The organism is Streptomyces sp. NPDC004610 (assembly GCF_040609715.1).
Taxonomy (GTDB): domain Bacteria; phylum Actinomycetota; class Actinomycetes; order Streptomycetales; family Streptomycetaceae; genus Streptomyces.
This window is the reverse complement of the sequence record NZ_JBEXLA010000078.1, coordinates 1-14,894: the sequence shown is the minus strand read 5'-3', so window position 1 is coordinate 14,894 and position 14,894 is coordinate 1. Positions and strand designations below refer to the sequence as shown.

The following is a 14,894-nucleotide window of genomic DNA, read 5'->3' as shown; positions in this document are numbered from 1 at the left end:
ACCCGCTACGACAAGACCGCCGAGTCCTACCAGGCAGCCGTCACCCTCGCATCGCTCCTGATGTGGGCGTGACAATTGAAGACAACTCCTAGGACCCGGCCTAGGGCCGCAGCCCGTTACGCCGTCCGGCCCGGCCGCCTACCGTCGCCAGCATGGACACGACCGGGATTCTCGACGAGGCACTGCAACGGCGGCACCGCACCGGTCCGGAGCGGCTCGGCTGGCTCAGCAACCACGCGCCGATGGCCGTGGAGGCCCTCGCCGCGCACGGGCGGGCGGGCGCGGTCCACCGCTGGCTCGACCGCTACGCCGACAAGCTGGAGGACCTTCCCGCGCGCGTGGAGCCGGTCACCGGCGCCAACTGGCGCACCGCGCTGGGCGACATCCGCCGCGCCGCCGACTGGATCGCCCACTTCGACCGGGAACTCGCCGACCGGCCCTGGCGCGAGGTACTCGTCACCTGGTGGCCCCGGCTGCTGCCCGGTCTGTACGGCGGCGCCACCCACCCGGTGATCCGGGTCGGCCACGCCGTCCGCACCCTGCTCACCACCGAGGACACCGCGCCCCGCCGAGCCGAACTCGCCCACGCCCTCGCCTACTGGGCCGCCCGCCACCACCCCGTGGAGGGCCTCGCCCCGCTGCCGGGCGGCGCGAGCGCCCTGGCCGCGCTGGACGCCGTACGGCCGATCGGGGTGCAGCGCGGCGGGTTCGACGAACGGCTGGGCCGGGTCGCCGGGGTGCCCGGCTGGGCGGTCGGCGTGACGGACCCGGACGAGGCCCGGCTCCGGCTGACCGAACTGGTCCGGGCGGCCACCCACCGGTACGCCACCCATGGCCACGGTGAGCCGACGATGCTGGTCCACGCGGCCACCGCCCCCAACGCCGTACTGCGCACCCTGCCCGCGCTGCCCCGCGCCCTGTGGGTGCCGAGCCTGCGGGCCGCCTGGACGGCCTCGGCGGCGGTCACGGCGATGTACGGCCCCGCCGCGCCGGTCGACTGGACCCCGCCCGGCACCTTCACCGCCGAGGAGGTCTTCGAGCGGGCCCTCGCGCACGGCGACGAACATGTCATCAAGCTGACGGACACCGCCCTGGACGTGGGCGACGAACGCGCGCTGACGGCGGCGCTGCGGTCGGTGGAGATGAGCGTGCCGCTGGAGGGCTGATGGCCTGGTGAGTCGGGGTCGGCGGGGCGGGCCTAGCGGAACCGGCCCCGGTGGAACAGCGGCGGCTCCGCCTCCGGCACCGCGGCTGAAGCACTGGCAGGCGAACCCGGTGGGGGCGGACTCGCCTTCGGCGGCGGGTGAGGTGACAACGGTCACGCCGGTCGCGAAGTTCCCCAGCACCCGCCGGAACCCGGCCCGGTCGACGGGCGGGCGCTCGTCGTCACGGACGCACCGCGGCGCGGGTGGTGGCGGCGGAAGCGGTGCCACGCGCGCGGGTGGCGGAAGCGGCTCCACGCGCGCGGAGGGTGTGTTGGGATACCGCACCGCTCGCTGCGGCCATTTCTGAATGGCTCATCAGATGGGAAGTGTGGTGGCGGTGTGGCGGTGTCTCTCTGGTCGCCCCTCATCCCGGTTCCGGGGCGGGCGGTCCGTCGGCCGGTGAGTCGCCGGCCGGTGTGCCGTCGGCCGGTGTGCCCTCGTCCTGCGGGGGCAGCGCGCAGCTCGCCAGCAAGGCGTCCCGTACGCGGGTGAGGCGTTCGATCTCGGCGTTCAGCGCGGCCAGTCGGCGCCGCACCACCAGGCTGGCCTCGGTCCGCCGGGCCGGTGTGTCCGGCGGCGCCGGGACGCAGCGCACCGGTGGGTCGGCCGCCAGCAGCGGAAGCCGGTCGGCGAGGGCGCGGACGTCCTCGACGGTGAGCCCATGGGCCAGCAGATCCCGGATGACCCGCAGCAGGGCGAGTTCGTCGGGTCCGTAGTGCCGCTGCCCGGAATTCGTGCGGCGCGGTGGCGGCAGCAGGCCGCGCTGCTCGTAGAACCGCAGCGCCCTGGGCGTCGCTCCGACGGCCGCCGCCGCGTCGCCGATCCGCATGGGTGATCCCTCCTCCATGACCACGGCCGCCCTGCCGACCACCGGGCCCCCCACCCCGGCGGCGGGCCGCCCGGTCACATCATCAGGGACGTCAGCCCGGCGTCAGGGGGACGACTTCGGCAGCTCCACGACGACCGTCCCGAAATGCCGTCCGTCGATCATCTCCCGCAACGCGCGCGGGGCCTGGTCGATGCCCGGAATCCGGGTCAAGGGCACCCGGATCCGGCCGGAACGCAGCCATTCCGCCAGCCGCCCGGCCCACTCCGCCTCCACCTCCGGGTGGTCGACACCGGTGTATCCCCGGACCGTCATCCCCTTCACGATCAGCTGGAACGCGTCGATCTCGGACGGCCCCGCGGCCCCCGAACCGTCCGCCGCCAACTGCCCCGACAGGGCCCCCACCAGCGCGAACCGGGCGCCCCGCCGAGCCGCCGTCACCGCCGCGGTCAGCTGGGCGCCGCCCACGTTGTCGAGCAGGACGTCGATGCCGTCCGGGGCGGCCTCGGCCAGACGCGCGGCGAAGGAGCCGGGTTCCTCGCCGGCCGCCGTCCCGCGCCAGGAACCGGCGGTCACGACGGCGTCGTAGCCCAGCTCCTCGGTCAGCCGCCGGGCCTTGTCCGGCGAACCGGTGGTGCCGATCACCCGCGCGGCGCCCAGCAGCCGGGCGATCTGCCCCGCCAGCGACCCCACCCCGCCCGCCGCCCCGGTGACCAGGACGACATCACCCTCGCGGACCTGCGCCAACCGGGTCAGCGCCCCATAGGCGGCCGACCCGGAGGCGAGCCCGGCCACCGGGTCGGGATGCGCCGGGTCGACGGTCACGCAGTCCGCCTCCGGTACGACGGCGTACTCGCGCCAGCCCAGTGGGTGGGAGACCAGGGTGCCGGGGCGCAGCGCACTTCCCTCGGGCGCCTCGGCCACCTCGCCGAGCGCCGGTCCGAAGAGCGTGTCGCCGGGCCGCAGCGTGGGTACGGGGGTGTCTTTCGCGACCCCGCCCAGCAGGGTGCGCAGACCACCGAACACCAGGAACTGGTGGTTGCGTACGAGGACCTGGCCCGGGGCGGGTGCGGGCAGGGGGGCCTCGGTGACGGTGAGATCGGTCGGCTCGGGCAGTCCGGCGGGCACGGTGGCGAGCCGAACCTCGCGGCCGGTGCGGGACGGGTGCGCGGTCATGGGCGGACTCCTGCGGAGGGGGGAATCAAGGGGAGGGGAGGGGAAGGGAAGGGAGGGGATGCGAAGGGCTGCGTCTGGAACGGGCCGACGCTAGACCCTTCCCCGCGCGTCAGGGTCAAGTCCGCAGGTGGTGGGCGGTGGGTGATGGGCCGGGGGGAGGGGAAGAGGAGATGGGCGCCGTCGTCGTCGGGGACCAGCCCCGGGCGGACGAACACCTCGATGGAACGGGCCGATTCGGCGGCCGGAACCGGATCGCAGGCGAGAGCGAGGTGGGCGCCGCGCTACCCCACCACTCGGGACACCCGGAGCCCCTTCTCCGTGGCGGCCGACCGGGCGATCGACCGGGCGATCCGCTCGGCGTCGAGGGCGACTTCGCGGAGGGTGCCGCTGATGGGGTGGGTGAAGCCGGTGAAGTGGAGACCGGGGGCGTTGGCGGGGGTGCGGGAGCCGTGGGCGACGGGTCTGCCCCGGTCGTCCAGGACGTCCAGATGGCCGACCAGCCCCTCCAGCGCGCGGGTGTAGCCGGTGGCGGCGACGACGCTGTCCGGGGTGATCCGGCCGCCGTCGGCGAGCAGGACCTCCGCGCCGTCGAACCCCGTCACGGCGGCGACCACCTCCACCTTGCCCGTGCGGACGGCGTCGATGAGGCCGACGTCCTGCACCGGGATCGCGCCCTCGCGCACCCGGCTGTAGAGGCCGGTGGCGGGGCGGGGCAGACCCTGGGCGGTGAGGTCGGGGACGGTGACCTTGGCGAGGGGGCGGGCGAGCCGGTCGACCAGGCCGACGGGCAGCCGCCGGACCAGGACGCCGGTGTACTGGGCGGCCCAGCCGACGGTGGAGCGGCGGACGATGTGCGGCGCGGTGCGCACCGCGAGCCGGACCCGGGCGGCGCCGCCCTCCACCAGGTCGACGGCGATCTCGGCGCCGGTGTTGCCTGCCCCGACGACGAGGACGTCGTGCCCGGCGTAGGGGGCGGGGGCGCGGTAGGCGGCGGCGTGCAGCAGATCGCCGGTGAAGGAGTCGCGGCCGGGCCAGTCGGGGAGGCGGGGGGTGTGGTTGACGCCGGTGGCGACGATGACGGCGGCGCCGGTCAGTTCACGCCCGCCGGTGGCGCGCAGCAGCCAGCCGGTGCCGTCGGGGGCGGGTTCGACGCGGGAGACCTCTACGCCGGTGACGATCTCCAGTTCGTGGTGCTCGGCGTACTTCTCCAGGTAGCGCACGACGTTGTCGCGCGAGACCCAGCGGCCGAACCGGCGGGGCATCGGCAGCCCCGGGAGGGCGGAGAGGCGGCGGGTGGTGTGCAGACGCAGGCGGTCGTAGTGGGCACGCCAGGAGGCGCCGACCCGGTCGGCACGCTCCAGCACGACGGCCCGCAGTCCCCGGGAGCGCAGTGCGTGGGCGGCGGCCAGTCCGGCGGGGCCGCCGCCGATGATGTAGATCGGGTGGGGGGTAGGGGTGGGGGTGGGTTTGCGCCTGGGCTTGGGTGCGTTCTTGGTGGATTCGGTGGTGCTGGCGTCCCGTGTGCCCTCGTTGTCCTGCCCGCTGTCCTGCTCCCGGTCCTCTGTCCGGTCCTGCGCCGGGTCCTGCTTCCGGTCCCGGGGCCCGTTCTGGGGCGGGGGCGGGGTCAGGTCCGTCTCCGGTCCGGTGGGTGGTGCCGGGGTGGGAGTGGCGGTCGGGGGCGGTGTGGGGTCGGCCATGGTCGGAGCGTAATCACCCCAGGGGTTGATTGGTCTCGGTCAAGACCGGAATTGATTGCGGGTTGGTCACGGATGGGTGGTTTGTGGGGGAGTGCTGCTGGTTTGTTGTCCGGAAATGCCGGTGAAGGGCGGGGGGTGATGCTGACAACCTTGCGGTCGGCCTGCGCAGGCACTCAATTGACGGACCATCAGACAGGGCTCGACTCCCTGGCGTCCCCGGGTCGGTGCCGTCCTCCCCGGACCCAATCCCTACGGCCACAGCAACTCCCTGCTCCAGCCCTCTCCCTCGTCCCGCTCCCTCCGGTACCGGAGGCGGACGTGGCGGCGGTCCGCGTCCCCCTGGAAGAACTCCACCTCGTCCGGCCGGAGCCGGTAGAGGGTCCAGCTCGGCGCGGGCGCGTCCGGCGTGGTCCGCGCCCGCTCCCACGACTCCGCCGAGCGCCGGGCCAGTTCCTCCAGCGACCCGAGGACCTCGCTCTGCCCGCCCGTCAGCGCCGCCGCCAGCGCGCCGGTCGACCGCGCGTGCAGATCCGCCTGGCTCTGCTCCGCCGGGGCGCGTTCCACCGAGCCCCGCACCCGCACCTGGCGGCCCAGCGCGGACCAGTAGAAACCGAGGGCGGCGTACGGGGTCGCGGCGAGCTGACGGCCCTTGCGGCTGGTGGCGTGGGTCGCGAAGGACCAGCCGTCCGCGTCCGCGCCGTGCAGCATGACGGTCCGGACATCCGGGTGACCGTCGGTGTCCGCCGTGGCCAGGGACAGGGTGTGCGGCTCCGGCTGCCCCGCCGCCACGGCCTCCGCCAGCCAGGCCGTGAAGAGGGGGAGCGGGGTCGCGGGGGCGGTGTCGGGGGTGAACGGGGGGAGCGTGGTGCGCTCGGGGTCCCAGACCCGCAGGGATTTCAGCAGTTCGTGGGGGTCGGAGAGGTCATGGAGAGCGGAGGGGTTGAGGGGATCGGGGAGATCGGGGAGATCGTGCGGTCGCATGGGGGGAGTATGGCGCCGTCGGCACCCGCTCCCCCCTGATCGGCCCGCGGTCTACAGCGACCCGAGGTCCGACGACACCCACCGTTCCGGGCGCAGCCTCAGTACGACCATCTCCCCGTGGTTCTTCCATGAGAAGTCGACGTACTCCTCCACCTTCTCCGGCGGGAGGTAGCGGGCCGACACCTCCCGGAGCTGTTCGATCGTGGCCGGGGTCTCCTCCACGACCGGGCCCTCGACGGAGACATAGCGGACCGTGGGGTCCACCCGGTCGACCAGCAGCGTGAAGCGTCCGGCGGCCTTGATCAGCTGGTGTTTGCGGGAGTTCAGGCCGGTCAGGACCCAGGCGTCGCCGCCGGGCGTGTAGCTGTACCAGATCGGTACGGTGAGCGGGGCGCGGCCCGTGCCCGCGTCGACCGCCAGCGCGGCGACATGGGGTTCTGCGAGGAACTGTTCACGCTCTTCGTGGCTCAGGGCCATGTGCGGATCGCCTCCAACGGCTCAGCGCTCGTCATTGGTCGTCGTTGCCGGTCAATCGCCGGTTAATTGCTGGTCATTGCAGTTCAACGGCATTCATTGCCGTTCACTGCCCGTTCGGTGCTGGTCATCGCCGTTCGTTGGCGTTCATTGCTCGGCAATGTCCCGCCCTGCACAACAGTGGACGTCCGCCATGTGTTTCGTCCGGGGCCCGTCAGTGTGGACCGGTCGGGTGACGACGGCCGACGGCGAGCAGGTGGGAGCTGGCCGCCAGCAGTTCCGGGTAGGGCTCGGCCAGGCGGGCGGCGGTGAGCGCGGATTCGAAGAGCGGGGTGTCGCGGAGGTCGCCGCCGCCGGTGCGTTCGGCGGCGGCGAGGAGGGACCAGGCGGGGCCTTCGATCCCGAACACCTCGGCCCCCTCGAAACCGGCGTCGGCGACCTCGTCGCGCAGTTGGGGGCCGCTGTGGAAGCAGGCGGAGGTGAAGGCGCGCTTCCCGTCGTGGACCTGCGTGGCGAGGATGCCGCGGATGCTCTCCCGCATGCCGTCCCGGTGCAGATGCGCGAACGCGGCGTGTTCGAACAGGCTCGCGTAGCGGTTGATGCCCGCCGCCGCCAGCAGCCCGCCGGGTCTGAGGACGCGGTGGGCCTCGGCGAGGGCCTGATCGCGGTCGGCGCGTTCGACCAGGTGGTAGAGGGGGCCGAGCAGGAGTACGACGTCATAGGCGGCGTCGGGGGCGGTGAGTCGGCGGGCGTCGCCGATCTCGACGGTGGCGCCGGTCCGCTCGGCCTGGTGGATGTGCCGGACGATGGGGTCGACCAGGTGCACCCGGTAGCCGTCCGCGACCAGCCAGCGGGCATGGACGCCGGGACCACCGCCGACGTCGAGGACGGTGGCGGGCGGTGGGGGCAGGTACCGGCGCAGCAGTTCCTGGGTGCGGACGAGTTCGAGCCGACCGTCGGCGGTGGTGGTCAGGCGGTCGGCCTCGTCGACGGTTTCGGCGTAGAACCTCACGTCCGCTGATCCAGCTGAGGGCTCGTCATGAGGGCATTGTGGCCGTTTTCGGGCGGGGTGGGCGTGCTCGTACTCGCACCCGGGCCCGAACTTCGGCGACGCTGGACGCGGCCTCGCTGATCGCCGAACTCCGGCGACGCCGGACGCGGCCCCGGTGATCGCCGCCCCCGGCGACGCCCGACGAGACCCCGGTCAGGAGCGGCCCCCGGCGGCGTACCGTGACACCGTGGCGACCGAAGACCTGGGACGAACCCTCCGACGCCTGCGCCGGCTGGCCTCCCTCACGCAGGAGGAACTGGCCGAGCGGTCCGAGGTGTCCGTCGATGTGATCCGTCAGCTCGAACAGGGCCGTAAGCACTCGGCCCGGCTGCCCACCCTGCACGCGCTGGCGAACGGTCTCGGCGTGGAGCTGACGACGCTCCTGGGCGACCCGCCCGCCCTCAACTCCACCGGGGAGAACGACGGCCCGCGCTTCGTGGCCGTGCGGCGGGCCATCATGCCGGTGCTCTGGGGACCGGAGCCGCAGCCGCCGGGGCCCGGTTTCTCGCCGGACGCCCTGCGCGAGCGGATCGCGGACGGCTGGACGCAGTACCACTCCGCCGAGTTCGACACCGTGATGAAGGCGCTGCCGGACCTGATCGCGGACGCCCGCACGGCCGCCGCCTCGCCGGGCGGCGACGACAGGGCGGCCGGATGGGCGGCACTCGGCAAGGCCCTGCAACTGGCCGGTCATGTCGCCGTGCGGATGGGCAAGACCGATCTCGCGCTCATCAGCCTGGAGCGGGCGACAGAGGCCGCCGGCCGCGCCGCCGACCCCCTGCTGACCCCGATGATCGTCAACTCCGTCGCCTGGACCTATCAGCGGCAGGGGCGCCTCGACGACGCCCTGAGCATCGCCCTGCACGCCGCCGACGGCATCAGGGACGGCGGGCACACCACCACCGCCGACGGCCTCAAGGTCTGGGGCGCGCTCACCATGTCCGCCGCCACGTCCGCCGCGCGCGGCAACGACTACGACCGGGCCTCCGCGCTGATGGCGCACGCCGAGACCGAGGCCGCCCGGGTGGCCGGGCTGCCGCGGGGCGGCGACCAGCGCATGGTCAGTGTGTTCAGCCCGTCGTCGGTGCGTATCGAGCGCGTCCGGCTGGCCGTTCAGTACGGGCACCCGCAGGACGCCCTGGACCTGGCGAAGGGCATGCGGCTGGACAAGGACGTCCCGCCGTCCTGGCGAACCTGGCTCCTGCTCGACGTGGCCCGCGCCCACACCGACCTCGGCGACGCGCCGGGTGCGGTGAAGGCGCTCGAATCGCTCCGCCGGGCCGCCCCGACGTGGATGCGGCACCACACCCTCGCCGTGGCCATCGTCCGCGACCTGTGGGCGCTGCCCAACCATCCGCCGGGGCTGCGGGCGTTGGCGGAGTTCCTGGGGCTCGACACGCAGCAGCACCCAGCGTCACGAAACTAGGACGCCACGTCCCTGTCACTCTGCGTGGCACAACGCTTCCCTTACGGGACAGCGCTCCGGCGACGCCGCTTCCCGCGGCCCGGGGCCCGGAGCCCGGCCAACGCCCCCACAGCAGCAAGGGACCGTCGACATGACGAACACCCCCGGCGCCAAAATGACCATCGAGGTCTACACCGTCACCCGCGACGGCACCGCCACCACCCCCACGACCACCGTGATCGTCCCCTACGGCTACGAACCCCCGCCCGACGTACGCGGCCCCCAACTCGCCCCCTGCGCCTGCCCCCTCCACCGCCACCCCGCCACTGACCCCTCCCCCCTCCCCTCCTCCACCGCCATCATGCGCGCCTACGCCTCCTGGCTCCTCGACCGCACCGCCCTCCCCCGCACCGCCACCACCCAACGCTTCGCACGTGACTTCCACACCTACCTCACCGCCCTCATCCCACCCACCGAACACCTCGCCCTCTCCTTCCCACCCGACGACATCCCCGCCACCCTCGCCCTCACCAGCATCACCACCGCCCGCCAACGGCTGGCCGAACCCGAACACCCCACACCCCCCAAAGCAACCGCCCGCGCCCAACGCCTGGCCCGCTCCGTCCTAGCCCTCTGCGACCACTACGACACCCTCACCACACCCACAACCGCCCACCCACCCGCACGCCTCTAACCCCTCACCCCAAACCACCGCCTACCGGTCCCGGCGAGGCCGCCGAACTGACGGACTGTCAGATATGCCCATGCCGCTGGGTGTATCTGGAGCAGGTGTTCGGGATCATGTCTATGGGGGGCGGGCCCGGAAACGGGTGCAAAGGGGCGAAGGGGATGTGAGGGATCTGTGACGTACCGCGTGCCGGGTTGTGAGCGCCGTCTCGCAGAGCTGACGCATGCGCCCCGCGCAAGGCAAACTGACATGGGTGTTCAGGATGTCTAGGGGGACGGGCGATGGACGGGGTACCGCCGCGGGTGCCGGCACAGCGGCGTCCGGACGCGGGCGGAGCGGGATCCGGCGGACGCGCGGACGCGCACCCCGGCGGCTCGGGGGACCCGGGAGGCTCGGGAGACCAGGGGCGGGAGCCGGGCCTGCGTTTCGGGGTGCTCGGTCCGGTGCGGGCGTGGCGCGGCGGGGAACCCCTGCCCACCGGCTCCCCGCAGCAGCGGGCGCTCCTGGCCGCGCTGCTGCTGCGCGAGGGCCGCACCGCGACCGCCGCCGAGCTGATCGACGCGCTGTGGGGTGAGGAGCCGCCGTCGCAGGCGCTGGCCGCGCTCCGGACGTACGCCTCGCGGCTGCGCAAGGTCCTCGATCCGGGCGCGCTGGTCAGCGAGTCCGGCGGCTACGCGATCCGGGCGGCCGGCGGGGGCACCCTCGATCTGGCCGTCGCCCAGGATCTGGCGGCCGAGGCCGAGAAGGCACGCGGCTCCGGCGACCTGTGCCATGCCCGGGAGGTGCTGGGCCGGGCCCTCGCCCTGTGGGACGGCGAGCCGCTGGCCGGGGTGCCGGGCCCCTACGCCGACGCCCAGCGGGTCCGCCTGGAGGAGTGGCGGCTGCAACTCCTCGAATCCCGCCTCGACATGGACCTGGAACAGGGCTGCCACGCCGAGGCGGTCTCCGAACTGACCGCGCTGACCGCCGCCCACCCCCTGCGCGAGCGGCTGCGCGAACTGCTGATGCTGGCCCTCTACCGCAGCGGACGCCAGGCCGAGGCGCTCGCCGTGTACGCCGACACCCGGCGGCTGCTGCGCGAGGAACTCGGCGTCGACCCCCGGGCCGGCCTCGCGGAGCTCCAGGAGCGGATCCTGCGCGCCGACCCGGCGCTGGCCGAGCCGTCCGCCCCGGCGGTACGGCCCGCGGTGGCGGCGGTGCGCCCGGCACAGCTCCCGGCGACGGTCCCGGACTTCACCGGGCGGACCGGGTTCGTCCAGGAACTGAGCGAGGTGCTCGGCTCGGCGGAGGGCCGGGTGATGGCGCTCTCCGCGGTCGCCGGGATCGGCGGCGTCGGCAAGACCACCCTCGCGGTGCATGTGGCCCACCGCTCCCGCGCCGCCTTCCCGGACGGCCAGCTCTACATCGACCTCCAGGGCACCGGCCCGCGCCCCGCCGAACCGGAGGCGGTGCTCGGCGCGTTCCTGCGGGCGCTCGGCCAGGCGGACGCCGCGATACCGGACACCCTTCCGGAGCGGGCGGCGCTCTACCGGTCCCTGCTGGACGGCCGCCGGGTGCTGGTCCTGCTGGACAACGCCCGGGACGCGGCCCAGGTCAGACCGCTGCTGCCGGGCACGGAGGGCTGTGCGGCGCTGGTCACCTCCCGGATCCGGATGGTGGATCTCGCGGGCGCGCATCTGGTCGACCTGGATGTGATGTCCCCGGACGAGGCGCTGGCCCTGTTCACGAAGATCGTCGGGGCGGAGCGGGTGCGCTCGGAGCGGGAGGCGGCGCTCGATGTGGTCGCCGCGTGCGGGTTCCTGCCGCTGGCGATCCGGATCGCCGCGTCCCGGCTGGCCGCCCGGCGCACCTGGACGGTGTCGGTGCTGGCGGCCAAGCTCGCCGACGAGCGGCGCAGGCTGGACGAACTCCAGGCCGGCGATCTGGCGGTGAAGGCCACCTTCGAACTCGGCTACGGCCAGCTGGAGCCCGCCCAGGCCCGCGCGTTCCGCCTGCTGGGCCTCGCCGACGGCCCCGACATCTCCCTGGCCGCCGCGGCGGCCGTCCTCGACCTGCCCGCCCAGGACACCGAGGACCTGCTGGAGTCCCTGGTGGACACCTCCCTGCTGGAGTCGGCGGCGCCGGGACGCTACCGCTTCCACGACCTCGTCCGCCTGTACGCCCGCGCCTGCGCGGAACGCGACGAACAGCCGCCCAGTGAGCGGGCGGCGGCGATGTCGCGGGTGCTGGACTTCTATCTGGCGACGGCGGCGGGGGTGTACGCGATCGAGCGACCCGGGGACCTGCTGGTCGACCACCTCGAACCCACCGAGCACCAGGGCCTGCGCTTCGCGTCCGGGGGCGCCGCCCTGGACTGGCTCTACGCCGAGGGCGAATGCCTGCTGGCCTGCGTCCGGCAGTCGGTCGTCACCGACCGGCTGCGCCGCGCGGTCGATCTGCTGTGGGCGGCCAAGGACCTGACCGAGTCGGGCGCCAACGCCCGTCAGTACGAGGCGACGGCGGTGGCCGCGTGCGAGGCGGCGCGGGCGGCCGGTGACATCCGTGCCGAGGGCCGCGCCCGCACCACGCTCACCAACGCGCTGCTCGTCTCCGGCCGGATCCAGCAGGCCGGGGAGGAGGCCCGGCTCGCCATGGAGCGCGCGGCCCAGGCCGAGGATCTCGCGGCGGGCAGCTGGGCGGCCAACGACCGGGGCCTGATCGCCCTGCACCAGCACCGGTACCGGGACGGCGAGATCTTCTTCGAGCAGGCCATCCGCGGCTACAGCACGGCCGGGAACCGCGCCGGGGAGGCCACGACCCTGTTCAACCTGTCCCGCGCCCATCTGTCCATGGGGGACATCAGCAAGGCCGTGGAGATCGCCCAGTACGGGCTGGCCCTGCTGTCCGAGCTGGGCCGGACCATGCGGCTCGCCAACGGGCACTACGCCCTGGGCATGGCGCTCACCAAGGCGGGCCGCCCGGCGGACGCGCTCGGCCAGTTCGGCGACGCCCTGACCGTCTTCGTCCACCACCGCCAGCGGCTGTGGGAGGGCACCACCCACTTCCGGATCGCCGAGGCGCACCTCGCCGCCCGCCGCCCGGCCCCCGCCGCCCAGCACGCCGAACAGTCCCTGGCCATCGGCTGCATCGGCGGCGACCGCATGCGGGGCAATGTCCTCACCCTGCTGGGGCGGGCCCTGGAATCGCTCGGCGAGGTGGACCGCGCCAAGGTCTGCTGGCGCGAGGCACTGCGGCTGTTCGAGGAGAACGGCGCCGTCGAGGCCGACCAGGTGCGCGCCCTGCTGACCCCGGCCGCGGCGGCCTGACCAGGCCGTACATCGTCCACCTGAAGGGCGTTCAGCGTTCGTTTATCCCGGCCCGACATGCTCATTCTCGTCAGGTCGTCGCATCGGGGGACGACGATCCGACGGGGAGCTGCGTGGGTAGTGTGCGGCTCCGGGCGTCCGTCCGGCGGTCCTTCGGGGGAATTGCCGGGCGGACGTTCGTCACAACACCCTCGTTCCTGAAGAGGAGTACAACCCATGAGCGAGCAGCAGGCCACACCCACCACGCCGCTGGACAGCCAGGTCCCGGTACCGCCCGCGGCGGACGAGCTGATCGTCACCAAGGACAACCAGATGCCGTCGCCGCCCAAGGGCGACGAGCCCATGGTCACCAAGGACAACCAGATGCCGGCCCCGCCGGCCCTCGACCTGACCCGCGACGGCAAGTAGACGACCACGACCACCACCACCCGGATGGGGACGGCCGCGGCGGCAGGGAGGGGGCGCCGCCGCGGCCGGGGTGCGTCAAGACCCCGCCCCCGGCCATTTCCTGGCGGGATCCCGCGCGCACAGCGCGACCGGTGACCGCCCGCAGTTAGCGTGACGCGGTCCGCACGGCCGTATGTCAACGAGGAGTCGCAGTGAGCCGGACCAAGAAGTTCCTCGCCGCCCTGGTGCTCGTCCTGGGGATCTCGGCCGCCGCGGCGGCCCCGGCCTCGGCGGACAACAGCATGCCCGCACCGCCCCGGGGGAGTGTGGGGGGATCCCGGTAGGGGGTCGGACGTCGCCGCGGCCTGGGCGGGCGCCGGGGGATCCCGGCAGGGGTCGGAAAGCCGCCGCCCGGGGGAGTGCCGGGGATCCTGGTAGGAGCCGGTCGCCACGGCCTGGGGGAGTGCCGGTGGATCCCGGTAGAGGCCGCCCGCCGCTCGCCTCACCCCCGCAGCTCGCCCTTCAGCACCTTCCCGCTCGTGTTCCGCGGCCTCGACCGCGACGACCCTCAAGTCCCGTGGCCCGCCTCGCCGTTCATGCCGGACGACCCGCTGCTCACCGTCGGCCCCGAGGCCAACGGCCTCTGGAAGCCGGCCGGTGATCGCGGCGGTGCGCGGGATGGCCTGCGGGCGCCTTCCATCGAACGGATCGGGGTCCGCCGGGCGTGCAGGGGACCGTACGGGCGGGCGCTGCGGGCGGCGATGGAGGCGGCGCCGGGCCGCCCGCGGGTGCGCGCAGGCGCCGCAGCTGATCGCGCCGGGGAACCTCCCGGCCGACCGACAGGCGCAGCTGTTCGCGGGGCGGCGGTCCGGGGGGTTCAGGGTGCGGTGAAGTGGCCGACGCGGGGCGTCAGGCGACTGCGTCGGGCCGGTCCTGCGTGAGGACACAGCGGTCGAGCGTCGTCAGATGGGTGCTGTCCAGCGGCAGCTGAACGGTCTTGGTCTGTCGGCCGGGGACACGGATCGTGTCGGTGCCGACATCGAGGTTCCAGCCGCTCGCCTCCCGGAACTCGACGCCGACGGTGAAGTCGGCCGAGGAGCGATTGGGATTGCGGACCTCGACCACCGCGTACGGCTGCTTCGCGCTCGCGCAGCTCACCACCCGCGCCACCCCGTCCTTCAGCGGTGCCGCGCTGCTCCCGGTGGCCGTGGGTGTGGGAGCCGCGTTGGTGGGCCGGGTGTTGTAGCCGCCCGACGAGGACGACGAGTCATGGTCCTGCTTCGAACTGCTGCAACCGCCCCCACCCCCACCACTGCTCTTGCTGCCGCCGCTCTTGGACTTGCCGCCCGTGGTGGAGAATCCCGTCAGTGTGAGCATCACGAGTGCCGACACCGCGGTCAGTTTGAGTACATGCCCCCGTACATACATGCGGCCAAGCGTAGTCAGTACCGGCCCGCCCCACATGCGGGTCGCCCGAACGGGGCGTAGCGTCTGCCCTGCGGGCGGGTGAAGACACCGGTCCCGCACGGGCGGTCGTCGTCCCCGGCACCCCTTCCACGTCCGGCGCGACGGCCGTCGCCCTCCACGTCCGGCGCGACGGCCGTCGTCCTAGGAGTTGTCTTCAATTGTCACGCCCACATCAGGAGCGATGCGAGGGTGACGGCTGCCTGGTAGGACTCGGCGGTCTTGTCGTAGCGGG

The 14,894-nt window shown here is 73.8% G+C and carries 13 protein-coding genes and 2 pseudogenes; 6 read left to right on the top strand and 9 right to left on the bottom strand.

The genetic code is table 11. From position 1 onward, the window contains the following. Positions 1-152 precede the first annotated feature (152 nt). On the top strand, positions 153-1,166 hold the full coding sequence (locus ABZX40_RS41205) for a questin oxidase family protein (protein ID WP_355751171.1): 1,014 nt from the start codon (positions 153-155) through the stop codon (positions 1,164-1,166). A gap of 84 nt (positions 1,167-1,250) precedes the next feature. Here ABZX40_RS41205 and ABZX40_RS41200 read toward each other — a convergent pair. From ABZX40_RS41200 to ABZX40_RS41165, 8 genes and pseudogenes are all read right to left on the bottom strand, one after another. Next, positions 1,251-1,460: pseudogene (locus ABZX40_RS41200) on the bottom strand (flavin reductase); the annotation flags it as partial. Between the two features lie 109 nt (positions 1,461-1,569). Then, positions 1,570-2,034, bottom strand: a complete 465-nt coding sequence (locus tag ABZX40_RS41195) for a MerR family transcriptional regulator (RefSeq protein ID WP_355751173.1) — start codon at positions 2,032-2,034, stop codon at positions 1,570-1,572. Positions 2,035-2,136: 102 nt separating this feature from the next. Beyond that, entirely contained in the window at positions 2,137-3,207 is a 1,071-nt protein-coding gene (locus ABZX40_RS41190; RefSeq protein WP_355751176.1) for an NADP-dependent oxidoreductase, read from the bottom strand. A gap of 164 nt (positions 3,208-3,371) precedes the next feature. Further along, positions 3,372-3,485 (bottom strand): annotated as a pseudogene (locus ABZX40_RS41185) (enoyl-CoA hydratase/isomerase family protein); the annotation flags it as partial. A gap of 3 nt (positions 3,486-3,488) precedes the next feature. Continuing rightward, positions 3,489-4,904 (bottom strand): NAD(P)/FAD-dependent oxidoreductase, encoded by a 1,416-nt coding sequence (locus ABZX40_RS41180; protein WP_355751179.1) that lies wholly within the window; start codon positions 4,902-4,904, stop codon positions 3,489-3,491. A 249-nt stretch (positions 4,905-5,153) separates the two neighbouring features. Then, positions 5,154-5,885, bottom strand: coding sequence for a pyridoxal 5'-phosphate synthase (locus ABZX40_RS41175; protein WP_355751182.1), 732 nt, complete (start codon positions 5,883-5,885; stop codon positions 5,154-5,156). A 51-nt stretch (positions 5,886-5,936) separates the two neighbouring features. Further along, entirely contained in the window at positions 5,937-6,362 is a 426-nt protein-coding gene (locus ABZX40_RS41170; protein WP_355751184.1) for a pyridoxamine 5'-phosphate oxidase family protein, read from the bottom strand. 211 nt (positions 6,363-6,573) lie between these two features. Further along, positions 6,574-7,371, bottom strand: coding sequence for a methyltransferase domain-containing protein (locus ABZX40_RS41165; RefSeq protein WP_355751187.1), 798 nt, complete (start codon positions 7,369-7,371; stop codon positions 6,574-6,576). Positions 7,372-7,597: 226 nt separating this feature from the next. Between ABZX40_RS41165 and ABZX40_RS41160 the strand changes: the two genes are divergently transcribed. The 5 genes from ABZX40_RS41160 (at position 7,598) to ABZX40_RS41140 (ending at position 13,539) form a co-directional block, all read left to right on the top strand. Further along, positions 7,598-8,836: a helix-turn-helix domain-containing protein gene (locus tag ABZX40_RS41160; RefSeq protein WP_355751190.1), complete on the top strand. Its 1,239-nt coding sequence runs from the start codon at positions 7,598-7,600 to the stop codon at positions 8,834-8,836. A 130-nt stretch (positions 8,837-8,966) separates the two neighbouring features. Beyond that, entirely contained in the window at positions 8,967-9,509 is a 543-nt protein-coding gene (locus ABZX40_RS41155) for a DUF6415 family natural product biosynthesis protein (RefSeq protein WP_355751193.1), read from the top strand. Between the two features lie 275 nt (positions 9,510-9,784). After that, a complete protein-coding gene (locus ABZX40_RS41150) occupies positions 9,785-12,808 on the top strand; it encodes a BTAD domain-containing putative transcriptional regulator (protein WP_355751196.1) in 3,024 nt (1,007 codons plus the stop codon). 216 nt (positions 12,809-13,024) lie between these two features. Next, on the top strand, positions 13,025-13,216 hold the full coding sequence (locus ABZX40_RS41145; protein WP_355751199.1) for a hypothetical protein: 192 nt from the start codon (positions 13,025-13,027) through the stop codon (positions 13,214-13,216). A 191-nt stretch (positions 13,217-13,407) separates the two neighbouring features. Next, positions 13,408-13,539, top strand: a complete 132-nt coding sequence (locus ABZX40_RS41140) for a hypothetical protein (RefSeq protein WP_355751202.1) — start codon at positions 13,408-13,410, stop codon at positions 13,537-13,539. A 565-nt stretch (positions 13,540-14,104) separates the two neighbouring features. Here the strand turns inward: ABZX40_RS41140 and ABZX40_RS41135 are convergent. Further along, complete coding sequence (locus ABZX40_RS41135) at positions 14,105-14,623, bottom strand: hypothetical protein (RefSeq protein WP_355751205.1); 519 nt, start codon at positions 14,621-14,623, stop codon at positions 14,105-14,107. Between the last annotated feature and the right edge of the window lie 271 nt (positions 14,624-14,894).